Origin of the sequence: Nocardioides rotundus (genome assembly GCF_019931675.1) — a bacterium.
GTDB classification, from domain to species: Bacteria; Actinomycetota; Actinomycetes; order Propionibacteriales; family Nocardioidaceae; genus Nocardioides; species Nocardioides rotundus.
The window spans coordinates 2516359-2536028 of record NZ_CP082922.1 but is presented as its reverse complement, the minus strand read 5'-3'; the positions used below and the strand labels follow the sequence as shown (position 1 = coordinate 2536028).

At 71.9% G+C, this 19670-nt stretch carries 15 protein-coding genes; 7 read left to right on the top strand and 8 right to left on the bottom strand.

Features of this window, described 5'->3' with window-relative positions:
* The first annotated feature begins 127 nt into the window (after positions 1-127).
* Together K8W59_RS12515 and K8W59_RS12510 are read left to right on the top strand one after the other, a co-directional pair.
* On the top strand, positions 128-610 hold the full coding sequence (locus tag K8W59_RS12515) for a hypothetical protein (RefSeq protein ID WP_223394324.1): 483 nt from the start codon (positions 128-130) through the stop codon (positions 608-610).
* A complete protein-coding gene (locus K8W59_RS12510; RefSeq protein ID WP_223394321.1) occupies positions 607-1632 on the top strand; it encodes a DDE-type integrase/transposase/recombinase in 1026 nt (341 codons plus the stop codon). Before K8W59_RS12515 ends, K8W59_RS12510 begins: the two co-directional genes overlap by 4 nt.
* A gap of 50 nt (positions 1633-1682) precedes the next feature.
* On the opposite strand, the gene K8W59_RS12505 is transcribed toward K8W59_RS12510, so the two are convergent.
* The gene (locus K8W59_RS12505) at positions 1683-2135 is read right to left on the bottom strand and encodes a gamma-glutamylcyclotransferase family protein (RefSeq protein ID WP_223394313.1); all 453 of its coding nucleotides are present in this window, start codon (positions 2133-2135) and stop codon (positions 1683-1685) included.
* Positions 2136-2161: 26 nt separating this feature from the next.
* Here K8W59_RS12505 and lpdA point away from each other — a divergent pair, with 26 nt between their 5' ends.
* Both lpdA and K8W59_RS12495 read left to right on the top strand, forming a co-directional pair.
* The gene (gene lpdA / locus K8W59_RS12500; RefSeq protein ID WP_223394311.1) at positions 2162-3571 is read left to right on the top strand and encodes a dihydrolipoyl dehydrogenase; all 1410 of its coding nucleotides are present in this window, start codon (positions 2162-2164) and stop codon (positions 3569-3571) included.
* A 3-nt stretch (positions 3572-3574) separates the two neighbouring features.
* Positions 3575-4972, top strand: coding sequence for an NAD(P)H-quinone dehydrogenase (locus K8W59_RS12495; protein ID WP_223394309.1), 1398 nt, complete (start codon positions 3575-3577; stop codon positions 4970-4972).
* Between the two features lie 12 nt (positions 4973-4984).
* Here K8W59_RS12495 and K8W59_RS12490 read toward each other — a convergent pair whose 3' ends face one another.
* Positions 4985-5815, bottom strand: coding sequence for a hypothetical protein (locus tag K8W59_RS12490; protein ID WP_223394307.1), 831 nt, complete (start codon positions 5813-5815; stop codon positions 4985-4987).
* A gap of 139 nt (positions 5816-5954) precedes the next feature.
* On the opposite strand from K8W59_RS12490, the gene K8W59_RS12485 reads away from it, so the two are divergent.
* On the top strand, positions 5955-7166 hold the full coding sequence (locus K8W59_RS12485; RefSeq protein WP_223394305.1) for a SpoIID/LytB domain-containing protein: 1212 nt from the start codon (positions 5955-5957) through the stop codon (positions 7164-7166).
* A 141-nt stretch (positions 7167-7307) separates the two neighbouring features.
* On the opposite strand, the gene K8W59_RS12480 is transcribed toward K8W59_RS12485, so the two are convergent.
* Complete coding sequence (locus K8W59_RS12480) at positions 7308-10685, bottom strand: pyruvate carboxylase (protein ID WP_223394303.1); 3378 nt, start codon at positions 10683-10685, stop codon at positions 7308-7310.
* Between the two features lie 44 nt (positions 10686-10729).
* On the opposite strand from K8W59_RS12480, the gene K8W59_RS12475 reads away from it, so the two are divergent.
* Positions 10730-11677, top strand: a complete 948-nt coding sequence (locus tag K8W59_RS12475) for an SGNH/GDSL hydrolase family protein (protein ID WP_223394301.1) — start codon at positions 10730-10732, stop codon at positions 11675-11677.
* Here the strand turns inward: K8W59_RS12475 and K8W59_RS12470 are convergent.
* Genes K8W59_RS12470 through K8W59_RS12455 form a run of 4 tightly spaced genes read right to left on the bottom strand, consistent with a single transcriptional unit; the run spans position 11655 to position 16780 of the window.
* Positions 11655-13454: an IucA/IucC family protein gene (locus K8W59_RS12470; RefSeq protein ID WP_223394299.1), complete on the bottom strand. Its 1800-nt coding sequence runs from the start codon at positions 13452-13454 to the stop codon at positions 11655-11657. The genes K8W59_RS12475 and K8W59_RS12470 overlap by 23 nt on opposite strands.
* Positions 13451-14008, bottom strand: a complete 558-nt coding sequence (locus K8W59_RS12465) for a GNAT family N-acetyltransferase (protein WP_223394297.1) — start codon at positions 14006-14008, stop codon at positions 13451-13453. The genes K8W59_RS12470 and K8W59_RS12465 overlap by 4 nt, the downstream gene beginning before the upstream one ends.
* A complete protein-coding gene (locus K8W59_RS12460) occupies positions 14005-15282 on the bottom strand; it encodes a lysine N(6)-hydroxylase/L-ornithine N(5)-oxygenase family protein (RefSeq protein ID WP_223394295.1) in 1278 nt (425 codons plus the stop codon). Before K8W59_RS12460 ends, K8W59_RS12465 begins: the two co-directional genes overlap by 4 nt.
* A gap of 1 nt (position 15283) precedes the next feature.
* Positions 15284-16780: a pyridoxal phosphate-dependent decarboxylase family protein gene (locus K8W59_RS12455; RefSeq protein WP_223394293.1), complete on the bottom strand. Its 1497-nt coding sequence runs from the start codon at positions 16778-16780 to the stop codon at positions 15284-15286.
* Between the two features lie 97 nt (positions 16781-16877).
* Between K8W59_RS12455 and K8W59_RS12450 the strand changes: the two genes are divergently transcribed.
* Positions 16878-17855 carry a TylF/MycF/NovP-related O-methyltransferase gene (locus K8W59_RS12450; protein WP_223394291.1) on the top strand — a complete coding sequence of 326 codons (978 nt, stop codon included), beginning with the start codon at positions 16878-16880 and terminating at the stop codon, positions 17853-17855.
* Positions 17856-17862: 7 nt separating this feature from the next.
* On the opposite strand, the gene K8W59_RS12445 is transcribed toward K8W59_RS12450, so the two are convergent.
* Entirely contained in the window at positions 17863-19656 is a 1794-nt protein-coding gene (locus tag K8W59_RS12445; RefSeq protein ID WP_223394289.1) for an acetyl/propionyl/methylcrotonyl-CoA carboxylase subunit alpha, read from the bottom strand.
* Between the last annotated feature and the right edge of the window lie 14 nt (positions 19657-19670).

Below are 19670 nucleotides of genomic sequence, written 5' to 3'. Positions count from 1 at the left end.
TGGCCCCCCGGCGGCGGGTTGTCCAGAACGGGGAGGTTCTCAGGCTTTCGGTGCGCTTGTCGGCTGAAACTTCAGCCGACACCCTGTCTGCCAGTCTGCGTGTGAGTCAGTCGCTCTTATGTGAGGAGTGATTGACTTGCCCATTGAGGGTGTCTACAGCGTCGAGGAACGGCGCGCGTTCGTGTATGAGTACATGCTCGCCCCCTATGGCGAGAAGCAGAAGCTGCTGAAGACCCGTGGCATCCGTGACGATCAGTTGCGGCGTTGGAAGCGTGCGGTGCTGGCCGACACCCTGGACCATGGGCTGGTGCCTTGGACCGAAGGACGGGTGGACATGGACGAGACCAGTGCGGTCGCGCGGTTGTTGCAGGAGAACGCGGCGCTGCGTGAGCAGATCGCTGCCCGCGATGCCGCCCATCAACGCGAGCTCGAGCAGCGCGATGAGGAGCTGGGCCGTCAGCGGCGGGCGGTCGATGCGCTGGGAAAAGCTATCGAGCTCTTGCATCCAAGCGGCGAAGCCAAGAGCTCCGAGCCCGAGCCGGCCGCTGCACCGACTCCCGACCAGACACCGAACAAGGATCGGAAGCAGGGCCGGAATCGGAGTCGGTGATCGAGGTCAGCGCGGCCTTGGTGGTTGCGCTGATCGCAGCGGGTTTCTCCCAGCGCGCGGCGTTGGGCCTGGCCGGAGTCGCCCGCTCGACATGGCACTACCGCGACCATCCCCGCGCGCGGGTCGGCGACCCCATCGCGCATCGTCAGCGTCGGGCCCGGTGCTGGCTCACCGAGGCTGAGCGGGCTCGGATCGTGGTGAAGATCCAGGCCGCGTTCACCGCGAAGGAGTCGGTCTACCAAGCCTTCTATGACGCTTTGGATGTCGGCGACCCGGTCGCGTCGCTGTCGACCTGGTACCGCATCGCCCGTGGCATCGACCAAAGCACTCGGCCGGTGCGACGCACCCGCAGGCACCGCGCCACCGTCATGCCGACCCTGATCGTCGACGGCCCCGACCAGGCCTGGTCGTGGGACATCACCCACCTCCGGGGCCCCTACCGGGGCGTGACCTACCAGCTGTACCTAGCCCTCGATGTGTTCTCCCGGATGGTCACCGGGTGGCGGGTCGAGACCCGCGAGGACGACGACCTGGCAGCCGAGATGTTCGAGAACGCCTTCACCGTGCGTGGGGTTCTACCGCGGATCATCCATTCCGACGGCGGACCCTCGATGACCTCACGCACCCTGGGCGACCTGTTCGCCGAACTCGGGATCGAGGTTTCCCGCAACCGACCAAGGGTGTCGAATGACAACCCCTATTCCGAGGCGCTGTTCAAGACCGCGAAGTACACCCCCGACTACCCGGCCTTCTTCAACGACCTCGACCACGCGAGGTCCTGGGCATCCGACTTCGTCGAGGGCTACAACCATCGCCACCATCACGGCGGTCTGGAGGGCCACACCCCCCACGACGTCCACCACGGCACCTGGACCGGCGTCCACCACCGACGCCAAAACACCATGGACGCCCTCTACGCCGCCCACCCCGAACGATTCGCCAGCCCGCCTCGGGTCCGGACCCCCATGGCCCAGGTGGCCATCAACCAGAAAACCAACCGCGACCGACTCCACGCAGGTTGACAGGTTCCGACAAGCGCAGGTTTACCCGGTGGACCGGGGAAACGTCCCCCTCAGAGCCCGGTCGAGCGGCAGGGCCGCGCGCGGAGGGCGGCGACGTAGTCCGCGGGCGCGTCGGCGGCCTCGGCGGCGTCGGCGATCGCGCCGATGGTCATCGCGCTGGGCAGCCCGCCCTCGTAGGCGTCCAGCACGTAGGTCCACACGACGAGCTCCTCGTTCATCGTGGAGACCCGGACCTTCACCTTCCGGTACAGGCCCAGCTCCATGCCCTCCCAGGTGTCCAGCCGTGCCTCGTCGGCCTCGGTGAGGTCGTAGACCGCGACGAAGACCTGCTCGAAGGGGTCCTCGACCAGGGTGGTCATCGAGCCGTCCCAGCCGAGCTCCTCGCCTCCGAAGGTGAGCCGCCAGCCCTGCAGCCACCCCGTGGATCGCAGGATCGAGTGGGGGCAGCGCTGGGACATCTGCGTGGGGTCGAGATTCGACCCGTAGGCGGCGTAGAGGGTCACGCGCGCAAGGGTAATAGTGTGGGGCCGTGACCCATTACGACACGATCGTCCTCGGCGCGGGCCCGGGTGGCTACGTCGCCGCCATCCGCGCAGCCCAGCTCGGCCAGAAGGTGGCCGTGGTGGAGAAGAAGTACTGGGGCGGAGTCTGCCTCAACGTCGGGTGCATCCCGTCCAAGGCGCTGCTCAAGAACGCCGAGCTGGCGCACACGCTGACCCACGAGAAGGACAAGTACGGCATCGAGGGCGACGCCACGATGACCTACGAGCCCGCTCACAAGCGCTCCCGCCAGGTGAGCGCGGGCATCGTCAAGGGCGTGCACTTCCTGATGCGGAAGAACAAGATCACCGAGGTCGACGGCTGGGGCACGCTGCAGGGCGAGAAGGACGGCAAGCAGACGATCGAGGTCGAGCTCAACGACGGCGGCACCGAGACGCTGACCTGCGACAACCTGATCATCGGGGCGGGCGCGACGGTGCGGATGCTGCCGGGCATCGAGCTGAGCGACAACGTGGTCACCTACGAGGAGCAGATCCTCGACCCCAACCTGCCGAAGAGCATCATCATCGGCGGCTCCGGCGCGATCGGCGTCGAGTTCGCCTACGTGATGGCCAACTACGGCGTGGACGTGACCATCGTGGAGTACCTCGACCGGATGGTGCCCACCGAGGACGCCGAGGTCTCCAAGGAGCTGCTCAAGCACTACAAGCGCCTGGGCGTGAAGGTCCTCACCGGCACCGCCGTGAAGGACGTCGAGGACACCGGCTCCGGCGTGAAGGTCACCGTCGAGCCCGCCTCCGGCGGCGACCAGCAGGTCCTCGAGGCCGACAAGTTCCTCTCCGCCTTCGGCTTCGCGCCGCGGGTCGAGGGCTACGGCCTGGAGAACACCGGCGTCGCCGTGAGCGACCGCGGCGCGATCGAGATCGACGACTACTGCCGTACCAACGTGCCGAACGTCTATGCGATCGGCGACTGCACCGGCAAGTTGATGCTCGCCCACGTCGCCGAGGCGCAGGGCATCGTCGCCGCCGAGACCATCGCGGGCGCCGAGACCATGCCGGTGGAGTACGACTTCGTCCCGCGGGCGACGTACTGCATGCCGCAGATCGCCTCCTTCGGCTACACCGAGGAGCAGGCGAAGGAGAAGGGGTTCGACGTCAAGACGGCCTCCTTCCCCTTCACCGCGAACGGCAAGGCGATGGGGCTCGGCGAGACCGCCGGCTTCGTGAAGGTCGTGGCCGACGCCGAGCACAACGAGATCATCGGCGCGCACATGATCGGCCCCGACGTCACCGAGCTGCTGCCGGTGCTCACCCTCGCCCAGAAGTGGGACCTCACGGCCGACGAGGTCTCGCGCAACGTGTTCGCGCACCCGACCTTGACCGAGTCGGTCAAGGAGTCCGTGCACGGCATCGCCGGCCACATGATCAACTTCTGATCCGTGGAACGGAGCAGCGTGCAGAACCGCATCGTCATCATCGGCGGCGGCCCGGGTGGTTACGAGGCCGCCCATGTCGCGGCGCAGCTCGACGCCGAGGTCACCGTCGTCGACACCGACGGCATCGGCGGGTCCGCCGTACTCACCGACTGCGTGCCGTCCAAGACCCTGATCGCCACCTCGGACCTGATGACCGAGATGGCCGGCGCCTCCGAGCTGGGCGTGAACTTCCAGGACCACCAGGGCGACGCGGCGACGACGGTGAAGGTCGATCTGGCCAAGGTCGACGCGCGGGTCAAGCAGCTGGCGGCCGACCAGTCCCGCGACATCCAGGCGCGCCTGGAGCGCGACGGCGTGCGGATCGTGCGCGGGCGCGGCCGGGTGACCGGCCCGCACACGGTGTCGGTGGACGGCGGCGAGGAGCTGGAGGCCGACGCGATCCTGGTCGCGACCGGCGCGGCCCCGCGGGTGCTCGACACCGCGCAGCCCGACGGCGAGCGGATCCTCACCTGGGAGCAGGTCTACGACCTCCAGGAGGTGCCCTCCCACCTGATCGTGGTGGGCTCCGGGGTGACCGGTGCGGAGTTCGCGTCGGCCTACCTCGCGCTGGGCATCGAGGTCACGCTGGTCTCCTCCCGCGATCGGGTGCTGCCCGGCGAGGACGCCGACGCGGCGCTGGTGCTGGAGGATGTGCTGACCCGCCGGGGGATGAACGTGCTCGGCACGTCCCGCATGGCCTCGGTCACCCGCGAGGGCGACGAGGTCACGGTCACCCTCACCGACGGTCGGACCGTCACCGGGTCGCACTGCGTGCTCGCCCTCGGCTCGGTGCCGAACACCCACGATCTGGGCCTGGAGGAGGTCGGGGTCGAGCTGGACGAGGGCGGCTTCGTCGTGGTCGACAAGGTCAGCCGTACGACGGTCCGCTCGATCTACGCCGCCGGCGACTGCACCGGCATCCTCATGCTCGCCTCGGTCGCGGCCATGCAGGGCCGGATCGCCATGTGGCACTTCCTCGGCGACGCGGTCCGCCCGATCGACCTCAAGAAGGTCTCCTCCAACGTCTTCACCTCGCCCGAGATCGCCACCGTGGGCTGGTCGCAGAAGGCGGTCGACGACGGTGAGATCGTCGCCGAGTCGGTCACCCTGCCGCTCGGCGGGAACGCGCGGGCGAAGATGCAGGGCGTGCGTGACGGCTTCGTGAAGCTGTTCTGCCGTCCCGGGACCGGGGTCGTGGTCGGGGGCGTGATCGTGGGGCCGCGCGCCTCCGAGCTGATCCACCCGGTCGCGCTGGCCGTCGAGGCGTCGCTGACCGTGGACCAGGTGGCCCAGGGCTTCACGGTCTACCCGTCAATGAGCGGCTCGGTGGCCGAGGCAGCACGGCGGCTGCACCGGGTCTGAGCCGGCCCGGTCTCAGAAGCCGAAGTCGCCGAAGTCCCCGAAGCCGCCGCCGCTGTCGGCCCAGCCGCCGCCGTCGCCGCCGCCGAAGTCGCCACCGCCGTCGCCCATGTCACCGCCGCCGGCGTCCTGGCCGTCGGCGAAGCCCTCGGCGTAGGAGCCGTCGCCCCAGCCGCCGAAGCCGCCCATCATCGAGCCGAGGACGAAGGCCGGGAACAGCCCGTTGAGGGCGTAGGCGCCGTAGTAGCCGCCGGCGTAGGGGCCGTAGGCCGGACCGCCCTCGTACCACGGCACCATCCGGTTGCCGTCGCGCACCTGGCGGGTGTCGGGCTCGGCGCCGTGCGCGATCCGGTCCGCGTCGGCCAGGCACACCGGGATCTCCCGCTCCTGGCCTCCGGGCGGCGCCCAGGTGACGTCGGTCTGCGCCGGGCCGTGGGCGGGGTTGAAGAAGCACGGGGGACGACGCTGGGGGAGCGGCTCGCCCTTCACCCGCGCCTGCACGCAGGCCATCGCGTAGCGGCCGTCCTCGAGCGTCTTGGTCGTCTGCTCGACGTCCTCGGAGGTCTGCACGTCCGCGAGCAGGGCCTTGGCGTTCTCGTAGGCGTCCAGGGCCCGCTGGTAGTCCTGCCGGGTCGCGGTGTCGAGGCTGTCGGTGAGGGTGTCGAAGTGCAGCTCCTGCAACTCCTCGCCGAACCGGGTGGTGTCCTCCTCGGCGACCTTCCGCACCTTCTCCAGGTCGCGGGAGCGCTCCAGCTCTTGCGCGCGCTCCTGCTTCCGGCGGGACACGGTGCTCGCGACCACCATGCCGCCGATCACCAGGGCCAGGACCACCAGGAGCCACTCCATGCGCCCAGCCTAGACGCGTCCACCGAATTCCAGATCTGTAGTTCCACAGAACCCGTTGCGGGCCCTCGTGGCGCATGGTGCGCTAGATCGTCCCTCGTGTCACAGGCGCCCCAGGCGCCCCTCCTCGGAAGTGTCGGTCATGCGCCCTCCCCGCCGTACCCCCGTCCGCCTGCTCGCCCGCGTCGCCGGCCTGGCGGTGGCCCTCCCGCTCACGCTGCTCGCCACCAGCCTCCCCGCGCACGCCGAGGGCTGGAGCGTCCCCTCCGACGCGCGGATCACCCTCCCCGGTCACGGCTACGGGCACGGCAAGGGGATGAGCCAGTACGGCGCCCAGGGCGCCGCCCGCCAGGGGCTGGGCCACCGGCAGATCATCGACTTCTACTACCCGGGCACCACCTGGTCCAAGACCGGCGGCTGGGTGAAGGTCCTGATCAGCGCCGACACCAGCGACGACGTCGTGGTGCTCGCGCGCCCCGGGCTCGCCGTACGCGACCTGGCCGACGGTGCGACCACCACGCTGCCGAGCAACGGCGCGTCGCGCTGGCGGCTGGTCGTGGTCGACGGCCGCGACGTGGTGCAGTTCCTCGACACCCGGTGGCGCACCTGGCGCACGCTCAAGGGCCGCGGCGAGTTCACCGCCGGCGGCGAGGCGATGAGCCTGGTGACGCCGTCGGGCACCAAGGCCTACCGCGGCCGGCTCCGTGCGGCCCAGCCGTCCGCGGGGTCCAGCGCCCGGGACACGGTGAACGTGGTGAAGCTGGACGTCTACCTGCGCGGCGTCGTGCCGCTGGAGATGCCGGCCACCTGGGCGCCCGCGGCGGTGCGCGCGCAGGCGGTCGCGGCGCGCACCTACGCGGCGTACGAGCGGGCCCACCCGCGGGCCCGTCACTACCAGATCTGCGACACCACCTCGTGCCAGGTGTACGGCGGCGCCAGCGCCGAGCACCCCGACAGCAACGCCGCGATCGCCGCGACCGCCGGCCAGGCGCTGACCTACAACGGCGCGTGGGCGTTCACCCAGTTCTCCTCCAGCAGCGGCGGCTGGACCGCGAAGGGCTCGATGCCCTATCTGACCGCGAAGCAGGACCCCTACGACGGCTGGGCGGGCAACCCCGTCCACGACTGGAGCTACAGCTTCAGTGACAACACCATCGAGCAGAGGTTCCCCGCGATCGGCAACCTGACCCGGATCGAGGTCAACCGCCGCGACGGCAACGGCGAGTGGGGCGGCCGGGTCGAGTCGATCACCTTCATCGGCGGCAAGGGCCGCGCGACGGTCTCGGGGGACACCGCCCGCTGGCGCGTCGGCCTCCGCTCGACCTGGTTCACCGTCCGGGTCGCCGCCAACTGATTTCCCCCTCCAGCCGAGTCGGCGCTAATTAACGCCGACTCGGCGTCAACTAGCGCCGACTCGCCATGTCAGGGGGCAGAGCGCAAGGGTCAGGGGTCCGGCTCAGCACAGGTCAGGGCGGGCAGGGCGGGGAAGGTCTGGTCAGGCGAGCTCGAGGACCAGGTCGCCGCCGTCGACGGACTGGGGGCCGGTGAGGGCGAGCCGCTTGACCGTGCCCGCGCGCGGGGCGGTGATGGAGGCCTCCATCTTCATCGCCTCGATGGTGGCGACGGTCTGGCCGGCCTCGACCTGGTCGCCCTCGTCCACCACGATCGAGACGACGCCCTGGAAGGGCGCGGCCACGTGGCCGTCGTTGCCGCTGTCGGCCCTCTCCGCGGCGGGTACGTCGGAGGCCACGGCGGTGTCGCGCACGCTGATCGGGCGCAGCTGGCCGTTGATGAGCGCCATCACGGTCCGGTAGCCCCGCTCGTCCGGCTCGCCGATCGCCTCGAGCCCGAAGAGCAGCGTCTTGCCCTGCTCCAGCGGGATCTCGTGCTCCTCGCCAGCGCGCAGGCCGTAGAGGTAGTCCCGGGTGGGCAGCACCGAGGTGTCGCCGTACCGCTCCCGGCTCTCGTCGAATTCGCGCGTCGGCCCGGGGAACAGCAGCTGGTTGAGAGTACGGCGGCGGTCGGCCGCCAGCCCGTCGCGCTGCTCGGAGGTGAGCGACTCCGCCGGCTCCTTCCACGACCGGCCCTCCAGCGCCCTGGTCCGGAACGGCTCGGGCCAGCCTCCCGGCGGGTCGCCGAGCTCGCCGTTCAGGAAGCCGATGACCGAGTCGGGGATGTCGAAGTCCTGCGGGTTCTCCGCGAACTCCGCCGGGTCGGCGCCGACCGCCACCAGGTGCAGGGCCAGGTCGCCGACCACCTTGGAGGACGGGGTCACCTTGACCACGTTGCCGAGGATGTCGTTGGCGGCGGCGTACATGTCCTCGATCTGCTCGAACTTCTCGCCCAGCCCGAGCGCGACCGCCTGCTGGCGCAGGTTGGAGAGCTGACCGCCGGGGATCTCGTGGGTGTAGACCCGCCCCGTCGGGGAGGCCAGCCCGGACTCGAACGGCGCGTAGACCCGGCGCATCGCCTCCCAGTAGGGCTCCAGCGCGCAGGCCGCATCCAGCGACAGCCCGGTCTCCCGCTCGGAGTGGTCGGTGGCCGAGATCAGCGCCGACAGCGCGGGCTGCGAGGCGGTCCCGGCCATCGGCGAGGCGGCCGCGTCCACGGCGTCCACCCCGGCGTCGATCGCCGCGAGCAGGGTCGCCAGCTGGCCGCCGGCGGTGTCGTGGGTGTGCAGGTGCACCGGCAGGTCGAAGCGCTCGCGCAGCGCGGTCACCAGACGGCGCGCGGCCGGCGCCCGCAGCAGCCCGGCCATGTCCTTGATCGCCAGCACGTGTGCGCCCGCATCCACGATCTGCTCGGCCAGCCGCAGGTAGTAGTCGAGTGTGTAGAGCCGCTCGCCGGGGTCGGAGAGGTCGCCGGTGTAGCACAGCGCCACCTCCGCGACGGTGCTCCCGGTCGCGCGCACGGCCTCGATCGCCGGGCGCATCTGGCTCACGTCGTTGAGCGCGTCGAAGATCCGGAACACGTCGATCCCGGTCTCGGCGGCCTCGGCCACGAAGGCGTCGGTCACCTCGGTCGGGTACGGCGTGTAGCCCACCGTGTTGCGCCCGCGCAGCAGCATCTGCAGGCACAGGTTCGGCATCGCCTGGCGCAGCTCGACCAGCCGCTCCCACGGGTCCTCGGCGAGGAAGCGCAGCGCGACGTCGTAGGTCGCCCCGCCCCAGCACTCCACCGACCACAGCTGGGGCAGCATCCGGGCGACGTACGGCGCCACCGCCTGCAGGTCGCGGGTGCGCACCCGGGTCGCCAGCAGCGACTGGTGCGCGTCGCGGAAGGTGGTGTCGGTGACCGCCACCAGCTCCTGGGCGCGCAAGGCCCGGGCGAACTCCTCGGGCCCCGCCGTCAGCAGCTGCTGCCGGGTCCCGTCGGGGGCCGGCACCTCCAGGTCGAGGGCGGGCAGCTTGCCGGCCGGGTCGACCGAGACCGGCGCCTCGCCGTGCGGCCGGTTGACGGTGACCTCGGCGAGGTAGGTGAGCAGCTTGGTGCCGCGGTCGCTGCTGGAGCGCGCGGTGAGCAGCTGCGGATGCTGCTCGATGAAGCCGGTGGTGATCCGTCCCTCGACGAAGTCGGGGTCGGCCAGGAGCGCCTGCAGGAAGGGGATGTTGGTGGCGACGCCGCGGATCCGGAACTCCGCGATCGCGCGCCGCGCACGCTCGACCGCCTTCTCGAAGGTCCGACCGCGGCAGGTGAGCTTGGCCAGCATCGAGTCGAAGTGCGGCGAGACCTCGGCGCCGGTGTAGGTCGTGCCGCCGTCCAGCCGGACGCCCGCACCGCCGGGGGAGCGGTACGTCGTGATCTTGCCGGTATCGGGGCGGAAGTCGTTGGCCGGGTCCTCGGTGGTGATCCGGCACTGCAGGGCCGCACCGCGCAGCTGCACGGTGTCCTGGGAGAGCCCGAGGTCCTCCAGCGTCTCGCCGGCCGCGATCCGCAGCTGGGACTGGACCAGGTCGACGTCGGTGACCTCCTCGGTCACCGTGTGCTCGACCTGGATCCGTGGGTTCATCTCGATGAAGACGTAGTTGCCGTCGGGGTCGAGGAGGAACTCCACGGTGCCCGCGTTGCGGTAGCCGATCTCCCGGGCGAAGCGCACCGCGTCGTCGCAGATCCGCTTGCGCAGCTCGGGGTCCAGGTGCGGCGCCGGAGCGATCTCGACGACCTTCTGGTGACGGCGCTGCACCGAGCAGTCCCGCTCGAAGAGGTGGATCACCTCGCCGGTGCCGTCGGCGAGGATCTGCACCTCGATGTGACGCGGGTCGACCACGGCCTGCTCGACGAAGACGGTGGGGTCGCCGAAGGCGCCCTCGGCCTCGCGCATGCACGCCTCGATCGCCTCGCGCAGCCCGGCGGGATCGTCGACCCGGCGCATCCCGCGCCCGCCGCCTCCGGCGACGGCCTTGACGAACACGGGGAACGGCAGCTCGCGCGCGGCGGACTCCAGGGCGTCCACGTCGGTGGAGGGCTCGACGCCCTGCAGGGTCGGTACGCCGGCCGCCTTGGCCGCCGCGATCGCGCGCGCCTTGTTGCCGGTCAGGGTGAGCACCTCGGCGCTCGGCCCGACGAAGGTGAGCCCCGCCTCCGCGCACTTCTCCGCCAGCGCCGGGTTCTCCGAGAGGAAGCCGTAGCCCGGGTAGACCGCGTCGGCGCCCGCGTTGAGTGCCGCCCGTACCACCTCGTCGGGGTCCAGATAGGCCCGCACCGGGTGCCCGCGCTCGCCGATCTCGTAGGCCTCGTCGGCCTTGAGCCGGTGCTCGGAGCCGCGGTCCTCGTAGGGGAAGACCGCGACGGTCCGCGCGCCCAGCTCGTGGGCGGCACGGAAGGCCCGGATGGCGATCTCGCCCCGGTTGGCCACCAGCACCTTGGAGAACATGGCACGAGGCTAAGGGGCTTGGGCCCGGCTGCGAAGATCTGTCCGTGCTGCGTCGTACCTCCGCCCTGGTCGCGGCCGCCGTGCTCCTGGCCGGGTGCACCGCCGAGGGCCCGGCGAGCGCCCCGGACGCCGCCACGACGACGCAGGCGCCGCCGCCGGTCGACTACGTCGCGCTCGGCGACTCCTACACCGCCGGGCCGCTGATCAGCACGGTCCGCTCGGACCCGTCCGGCTGCGCGCGCTCGACGAACAACTACCCGGCGTTCCTCGCGGAGTGGCTGGAGGTGCGCACCTATCGCGACGTGTCGTGCTCCGGGGCGGCGACCACGGACCTCACGGCACCCCAGCAGCTGCTGTACGGCGGCACGACGACCCCGCCGCAGCAGCGCGCCCTGTCGCCGGAGACCGACCTGGTGACCGTGGGCCTCGGTGGCAACGACTTCGACCTGTTCGCCCGGATGAGCGGCTGTGCCGGCGACCTCGCGGCCCCGGGGGCGGTGTGCGACCTGGACGAGCCGGCCCTGCTCCGCGACGCCGCGCGGGTCGAGACCAGGCTGGCCGACGCGCTGGCGCAGGTCGCCCGGCGGGCGCCGGAGGCCGACGTCGTCGTGGTCGGCTACCCCCAGGTGGCGCCGCCGCGGAGCACGTGTCGCGCGCTGGGCGTGGACGCCGAGCAGGCCGGGATCGCCCGCCGCGTGGCCGACCGGCTCAACGCGTCCGTGCGGGCCGCGGCCCGGCAGGCCGGCGCCACCTGGGTCGACCTCTACCCCGTCAGCGCCGGGCACGACGCCTGCGCCGGCAAGGACGCCTGGGTGACGGGGGCCGACTACGTCCCCGGCCAGCCGGCGCCGCTGCACCCCCGGGTCGCCGGCATGCGGGCCGCGGCCGCCGCGGTGCTCGAGGCCGTGACGGGGGAGCGGCCGCCGGCGGGTGCCGGGCCGACCGCCGCCCCCGCGCCGGACGCGGTGATCAGGAACCCGCAGCCACGCTGACCGGGGCCCGCCCCGCGACCGGGTTGTCCAGCTCGCCGGCGAACATCAGCGACGACGCCTGGTCGCCCAGGTCGACCATCTCGCGGGTGTTGCGCAGCTGCAGCCGGTTGAGACACGAGTGCGGGAAGGTCGGCCCCGCGAAGTCGTAGCGCGCCAGCGCCTCGGCCAGCTCGGGATGGTCCTCGGCGTGCCGCTGCAGGCACTCGGCGACCTCGGCCCAGAAGTCGTCGGCGTCCAGCACCCGGTCGGCGTGCAGGATCCCGGCGAGGTGCCGCAGCACACCGTCGAAGACGTCGGTGTGCAGGGCCAGCCGGTGCATCTCCTGCGGGTAGTCGCCGGCGATCCGCGCGCACTCCTCGGGCACCGTCAGCCCCTCGACCGGCGCGAGCAGGGCCACCTCCTCGCCCACGTCCTTCATGATCACCCGCCGGACGGCGTGGTCGCCCAGCACCAGCACCAGGTTCTCGGTGTGCGGCATGAAGGCGAGGTTCCACCGGGCCAGGCAGTGCACGATCGGCCGCACGTAGGCGTCCAGGAGGCGCCGTACCCACTCCGCGGCGGGCAGGCCGGAGGCGTCGACCAGCGTCGCGACGTACGACGTCCCCGCGGCGTCGCGGTGCAGCAGCGAGGCCATCGTGGCCAGCCGCTCGTCGTCGCCGACCCGGTCGACGGGGCTCTCCCGCCACAGCGCGGCGGTCATCCGGGTCCAGCCGGAGCGACGACCGGTCGCGTGGTAGGCGTCCCCGGTGTAGCCGATGGCCGCCCGCTCGCGCAGCACCGAGAAGCCACGGGCCCGCAGCTCCGGCTCGCCGTGCACGAGACCGGCGACGAAGTCGTTGATCGCGGGCGTGGCGGTCATGAACTCCGGCGAGAGGCCCCGCAGGAAGCCCATGTTCTGGATCGACAGCGCGACCTTGGTGTAGGAGCGTGTGGGGTCGGTGCGGTTCCAGAACGTGCGGATCGACTGCTGCGCCTGGTGCTCGTGCGGACCCTCGCCCAGCAGCACCAGGTCACGGCGGGCGACGTCGGGCGCGAAGGTGACCGCCAGCCGGTTGTCCCACTGCCAGGGGTGCACGGGCATCAGCAGGTAGTCGTCGGGATTCTCGCCGAGGCCGGCCAGCCGGTTCCGGGCCGAGGCCAGCCACTCCTCGCCCAGCTCGAAGCGGTAGTGGTCGTCCTCGGTCAGGCCCTCGCCCAGCGACAGGCGCGAGAGTCCGCGGCGGAGCGCGACCCACAGCAGCCGCACCGGGCGGCCGGCCTCGGGGGAGTAGGCCGCGTGGTCGGCGGCGCCGAAGCCGATCCGCCCGTTGTTGGCGATGAAGCCGGGGTGCCCCTCGGTCATCGCGGCCTCGATCTGCTGGAAGTCCGCCTCCAGCAGGTCGGCTGCGGTGGCGTGGGAGTGGGTCAGCTTCCACGCCGCCGAGGCCAGCGTGGCGGCCAGCTCCTCAAGGTAGACCGGCATCAGCTCGTCGCTCAGCCCGATCCGATCGGCCAGCTCGGCCACCAGCGCCTGGGCGTCCAGCGGAGCCTCGTCGCCCCCGACGGTGCGCCGGATGCTGGGCTCGTCGATCACCCAGTGCTCCAGCGGGAGCACCTCGGCGTCGAAGGAGTACGTCGACCCGCCGGCGTTGACGCGGTAGGCGCCCGGTCCGATCGGCGCGGGCGCGACCATCCGCTCGTGCGCGGTCTCGGCCAGGATCTTGGCCACGAGGTGCCGCTGGGCGCGGCTCATGGCCTCCGGGGTCAGGTGGGCGGTCAGGACGTCGGGAGCAGTCACAGCAGGTCTCCGATCGGGGAGGCGGCGAAGGCCGCGGGGGTGCAGAAGGACAGGGCGGCGCGCTTGTCGGCCAGGTCGACCTCGCGGTCGACGGTGAAGCCCGCGTCCGCGTTCAGCCGCGCGATCGCGGCGTTGCGCACGTCGGGCTCGACGACCACGCGAGCGGCCCCGAGGGTCTCGAGGCAGTGCCGCATCATCGTGGCGAACGCGCGCCGGGTGAGGCCGTGCACGGGCGGCCCCGCGGGTGGAGCCACCAGGACGTGCATCCCGACGTCCCCGTCGGCGAGGTCGTCCAGGTGGGTCAGGCCGCCGAGCTCGGAGCGCCGCGGGTCGTAGGTCTCACCCAGCATCATCGGCCCGTCCTCGAGCTCGCCGACCCAGGCGGCGTGGTGGGGATGGCGGTCGATCTCGTCGTACGCCTCCCGCACCTCGGCCACGCTCAGGCCGGACATCTGCCAGAAGGCGGATCGGGGGTGGCTGACCCAACCGTGCAGGAGCTCGGCGTCGGCGGCCGGGTCGACCGGCCGGAGCCGCGGCAGCGCCGGGGCGCTCACGGCGCGACCCGCAGCCGGTCCGGGACGCCGAACTCCTGCACGGCGATCCGCTTCTCCACCGGGTAGATCTCGCGCCCGGTGACGGTGTTGAGCACGACCGCGTTGCGGAAGGCGCCCATGCCCAGGTCGGGGGCGACGAAGCCGTGGGTGTGCTCCTCGGCGTTCTGCACGAACACCTCGCCGTCGCGCTGCCCGACGGAGTACGTCGGCCCCGCCAGGAACCGGTCCTGCTCGTCGATGCGCAGCCGGTCGCGGACCGGGTCGAGGAACCCGGGGACGGAGGACGCGTAGCCGGTGCCCACGACCAGAGCGTCGGTGCGCATCCGCATCGGCTCGTCCTGCTCGCGGTGGTGCAGGTCGAGCACATAGGACGCCCCCTCGCGGCGGGCGCCGGTCAGCTCGGTGGCGCTGAGCATCGTGGGGTCGGGCAGGCCGTCGACCCGCTGGGCGTAGAGCTCGTCGAAGATCGCGTTCACCAGCTCGGCGCTGATCCCCTTGTAGAGCGACGCCTGGGAGCGCAGCAGCGGCTCGCGTCGCTCGGCGGGCAGGTCCTGGAAGTAGGCGGTGTACTCCGGCGAGGTGAGCTCCAGGGTGAGCTTGGTGTCCTCCATCGGCAGGAACCGCGGCGTCCGGGTCACCCAGGTGAGGTCGAACCCGCGCTCGGGGCGGGCGGCCAGCAGGTCGGCGAAGACCTCCGCCGCGCTCTGGCCGCTGCCGACGACGGTGATGCTCTCCTGGCCGAGGAGCTCCTCGCGGCGGTCCAGGTAGTCGGCCGTGTGCAGCAGCGGCCCGTCCAGCCCCTCGACGGCGTGCGGGAGGCGCGGCTGGGTGCCGGTGCCGAGGACCAGCCGCCGGGAGCGCCACTGCTCGCCGGTGTTCGCGGTGACCAGGTAGGCCTCGCCGTCGTGCTCGACCCGCTCGACCCGGCGGCCGAAGCGCAGGGTGTCCAGCTGGTCGGCGACCCAGCGGCAGTAGGCGTCGTACTCCGAGCGCAGCGGGTGGAACTGCTCGCGGATGAAGAACGGGTAGATCCGGCCCACGTGCTTGAGGTGGTTGAGGAAGGAGTACGGCGAGGTCGGGTCGGCCATGGTCACCAGGTCCGCCAGGAACGGCACCTGCAGCGTGGCGCGCGGCAGCATCATCCCGCCGTGCCAGCAGAACTCCTCGCGCGCCTCGAGGAAGACGCAGTCCAGCTCCTCGACCGGGTCCGCGAGGGCTGCGAGGCCGAGGTTGAAGGGACCCAGGCCGATGCCGAGCAGGTCGTAGGTGTGCATGTCAGCCCACCTCCGCCGGCTCGACGGACCGGTGGGCGCGGGGGAGCTCGGTGGTGAGCTCGGCCATCGCCCCGCACGCCCGATCGACGATCGCCAGCACGTCCTCGAGGGTGGCGAGCGGGTTGAGCAGCGTGAGCTTGAGGAACTGCCGGCCGTCGACGCGGGTCGCCGCGACCATCGCGGCACCGGAGGCGTAGAGGCGCTGCCGGACCTCCTGGTTGAGCTCCGTGAGCTCCGGCTCACCCAGCTCGCTGTGCAGCGGGTGGCACCGGAAGACCAGGGTGGTGAGCTCGGGTGGTGCGGCGATCTCGATGTCGGGGTACTCCGTGCTGAGTGCGGCGTGCGCTCGGCCGGCGAGGTCGATCAGGTCGTCGAGCAGGCCGCCGACCTGATCGGCCCCCATCACCCTCAGGGTCAGCCAGACCTTGAGGGCGTCGAAGCGCCGGGTCGTCTGCAGGCTCTTGTCCACCTGGTGCGGGTCGGTCCCCTCCGGCGGGTTGAGGTAGTCCGCGTGCCAGGCGACGTGTCGCAGGCTGTCGCCGTCACGGACGAGCAGGAGGCTGCACGCGACCGGCTGGAACCAGGTCTTGTGGAAGTCGACGGTGACGGAGTCGGCGAGCTCGATGCCGGCGAGCCGGTCGCGGTGCCGGGGCGAGACCAGCAGGGCACCGCCGTACGCCGCGTCGACGTGCAGCCAGGCGCCGTGGTGCCGCGCGTGCCGCGCCACCTCGGACAGCGGGTCGACCGCGCCGAAGTCGGTGGTGCCGGCGGTGGCGACCACGGCGATCGGGACGTCGCCCGCCTCGGTCACGGCGTCGAGCGAGACGGCCAGAGCGTCGGGGTCCATCCGGTGCCGTCGGTCCACGGGGACCGCGACGACCGCGTCGGCGCCGAGGCCGAGGAGCCGGGCCCCGGTGCTGACGCTGAAGTGCGCGTCGGCCGAGCAGAGGACGCGCATCCGGTCCAGCGGTACGCCAGCCTCGCGCGCGGTGTCGCGGGCCAGGAGCAGGCCCTGCAGGTTGGACTGGGTGCCGCCGGAGGTGAACACGCCGTCCGGTGCGGCGGGCTGGGCCCAACCGATCCGGGAGGCGGTCCACGCGACGAGCGCTCGCTCGATGAAGGTGGCTCCGACGCTCTGGTCGAAGGTGTCCATGCTGGTGTTCATCGCCGTGCTGAGGCAGTCGGCGACCAGGGCGGGGGCCACAACGGGCGGATTGAGGTGGGCGGCGTAGCCCGGGTCGGCGAACCACACCGCGTCGTCGAGCCAGACCCGCTCGAGCTCGGTGAGCGCCTGCCCGAGGTCGCCCAGCGGCCGGTCCAGGTCGACCCCGCCCGCGAGGGCCTCGGCGGTGGTCGGCGGGCAGCCGGTCGAGGGCCCGGTCATGCCGGCCATCCGGCGCTGGAGCCGGTCCAGGCCGAGGTCGATCTGCGCGCGCCAGTGGTCGGCGTGACGGGGGTGCACGATCTGCTGTCGCGCTGAGGGAGGGGTGGGAGACACTCGGTTCATCCTTCCGATTAGGTAAGGCTTGCCTAAGTAAGCGTGACCTTAGCAACGGCTCCACGGGGGCGGCCGGGGGGCCCGGTAGGTTGACGCCATGAAGGAACGGCTCAACCAGGTCCTCCGCTCCACGACGGGCTACCAGGTCCAGCGACCGCTTCCTCCCGAGCTCCGGCCCGAGCGCCTCCAGGGCGAGGTGGCGCGCCTCCAGCGGCAGGTCACCAAGCTCCGGAAGCGCTCCCAGGAGGCCGCCGAGGCGAACGCTGCGCTCCAGGACGACCTCGCCGCGGAGCGGACCACCGCGCGCAAGGCCGTGGCCCGCCGGGACCGGCTCAAGCGACAGGTGGCGCGGATGAAGGAGCGCGCCGAGGAGCAGGAGGAGGCCCGCCGGGCCAAGGAGCGCGCCGACTTCGACGACCGCGCGCTGAAGATCATCGACCTGGTCGCCGAGCGCACCATGACGCCGCCGCTGCGGGTCTTCGGCCTGGTCGAGGCCGTCCGGTACGTCCAGCGTGCCGGCGTGCCGGGCGCGATCGTCGAGTGCGGCGTGTGGCGCGGGGGCAGCATGCAGGCCGTCGCCTGGGCGCTGCAGGGCGAGGGCGCGACCGACCGCGACCTCCACCTCTACGACACCTACGAGGGAATGACGCCGCCCACGGAGGAGGACGTGCGCTCGCGTGATGGGCGGAGCGCCGCGGAGCTGTTGGAGGAGAGCTCGATGGAGGCACGGGTCTGGGCCTTCGCGACGCTGGAGGACGTGCAGGAGGGCATGCGCGAGACCGGGTATCCCGAGGAGCGGCTGCACTACCACGTGGGTCCGGTGGAGGAGACGATCCCCGGCGAAGCGCCCGAGCAGATCGCGCTGCTGCGCCTGGACACCGACTGGTACGCCTCGACCAAGCACGAGCTCGAGCAGCTCTACCACCGGATCGCGCCCGGGGGCGTGCTCGTGCTCGACGACTACGGCGACTGGGAGGGCGCGCGCCGGGCGACCGACGAGTTCCTGGAGACCCTGGACGCTCCGATCCTGCTGATGCCGCTCTCCGGCGGCCGAATCGCGGTCACGCCGGGCTGAGCGGCGCTCAGGCGTCCTTGATCTCGGCGATGACGGCGCCGTTGTTGACCGTCTGGCCGACCTCGGCCTGCAGTCCGGCGACCGTGCCGGACTTGTGCGCCTTGAGTGGCTGCTCCATCTTCATCGCCTCGATCACCACGACGGTGTCGCCCTCGGAGATCTCCTGGCCCTCCTCGACCACGACCTTGACGATGGTCCCCTGCATGGGGGAGGTCACCGCGTCGCCGGAGACGGCGCCGCCGGACCTCTTGCCGCCGCCGCGCTTGGGCTTCTTGGCCGCGCCCGCGGCGGCACCGCCGCCGAGCCCGCCCAGGCCGCCGGGGAGCACGACCTCGAGCCGGCGCCCGCCGACCTCGACGGTGACCCGCTGGCGCTCGCCGGCCTCCTCGGCCTCGGCGGAGTCGCCGGACCAGGGCTGCAGCTGGTTGTCGTAGTCGGTCTCGATCCAGGTGGTGTAGACGTCGAAGGAGCCCTCGCCGCTGGGGTTCGAGGCGCCGACGTACGCCGGGTCCTCGACCACCGAGCGGTGGAACGGGATCACCGTGGGCATCCCGTCCACGTCGAACTCCGCGAGCGCGCGGCGCGAGCGCTCCAGCGCCTGGGTGCGGTCGCGCCCGGTCACCACGAGCTTGGCGACCAGGGAGTCGAAGGAGCCGGGGATGGTCTCGCCGTTCTCATAGCCGCCGTCGACCCGGACGCCGGGGCCGCCCGGGGGGTTCCACCGGGTGAGCGTGCCGGGGGCGGGCATGAAGTTGTTGCCGCCGTCCTCGGCGTTGATCCGGAACTCGATCGAGTGGCCGCGGATCTCCGGGTCGTCGTACCCCAGCTCCTCGCCGGCGGCGACGCGGAACATCTCGCGGACCAGGTCGATGCCGGTGACCTCCTCCGACACCGGGTGCTCGACCTGCAGGCGGGTGTTGACCTCCAGGAAGGAGATGGTGCCGTCCTTGGCGACGAGGAACTCGCACGTCCCGGCTCCGACGTACCCCGCCTCGCGCAGGATCGCCTTGGAGGACTCATAGAGCCGGGTCAGCTGCTCCTCGCTGAGGAACGGGGCCGGCGCCTCCTCGACCAGCTTCTGGTGGCGACGCTGCAGCGAGCAGTCGCGGGTGGAGACCACCACGACGTTGCCGTGCTGATCGGCCAGACACTGGGTCTCGACGTGGCGAGGCTGGTCCAGGAACTTCTCCACGAAGCACTCGCCTCGGCCGAAGGCCGCGGTCGCCTCGCGGACCGCGGAGTCGAAGGCGTCGGCGACGTCCTTCATCTCCCGCGCCACCTTGAGCCCGCGCCCGCCGCCGCCGAACGCCGCCTTGATCGCGATCGGTAGGCCGTGCTCCTCGGCGAAGGCGACCGCCTCGTCGGCGCTCTCCAGCGGGTCCTTGGTGCCGGGCGCGAGCGGGGCGCCGACCTTCTCGGCGATGTGGCGGGCCTTGACCTTGTCCCCGAGGTTCTCGATCGCCTCCGGCGGCGGGCCGATCCAGGTCAGCCCGGCGTCGATCACGGCCTGGGCGAAGTCGCGGTTCTCGGCCAGGAAGCCGTATCCGGGATGCACCGAGTCGGCGCCGGACTCCCGGGCGGCCTCGATGATCTTGTCGATGACGAGGTAGGAGTCGCCGGGCGTCGCACCCTCGAGGGAGTAGGCCTCGTCGGCCAGCCGCACGTGCAGCGCGTCGCGGTCGGGCTCGGCGTAGACCGCCACGCTGCCGATGCCCGCGTCCCGGCACGCCCGGATCACCCGGACGGCGATCTCGCCACGGTTGGCGATCAGGACCTTCTCCAGCGGCTTGACCTCGGACACGCGTGCTCCTCTTC

What these genes read in the sequence shown, in the direction of transcription:
- K8W59_RS12490 (WP_223394307.1), bottom strand. Translation starts at nt 5,815, where the DNA reads ATGGAGTGGCTCCTGGTGGTCCTGGCCCTGGTGATCGGCGGCATGGTG.
- K8W59_RS12485 (WP_223394305.1), top strand. Translation starts at nt 5,955, where the DNA reads ATGCGCCCTCCCCGCCGTACCCCCGTCCGCCTGCTCGCCCGCGTCGCC.
- K8W59_RS12480 (WP_223394303.1), bottom strand. Translation starts at nt 10,685, where the DNA reads ATGTTCTCCAAGGTGCTGGTGGCCAACCGGGGCGAGATCGCCATCCGG.
- K8W59_RS12450 (WP_223394291.1), top strand. Translation starts at nt 16,878, where the DNA reads ATGAAGGAACGGCTCAACCAGGTCCTCCGCTCCACGACGGGCTACCAG.
- K8W59_RS12460 (WP_223394295.1), bottom strand. Translation starts at nt 15,282, where the DNA reads ATGCACACCTACGACCTGCTCGGCATCGGCCTGGGTCCCTTCAACCTC.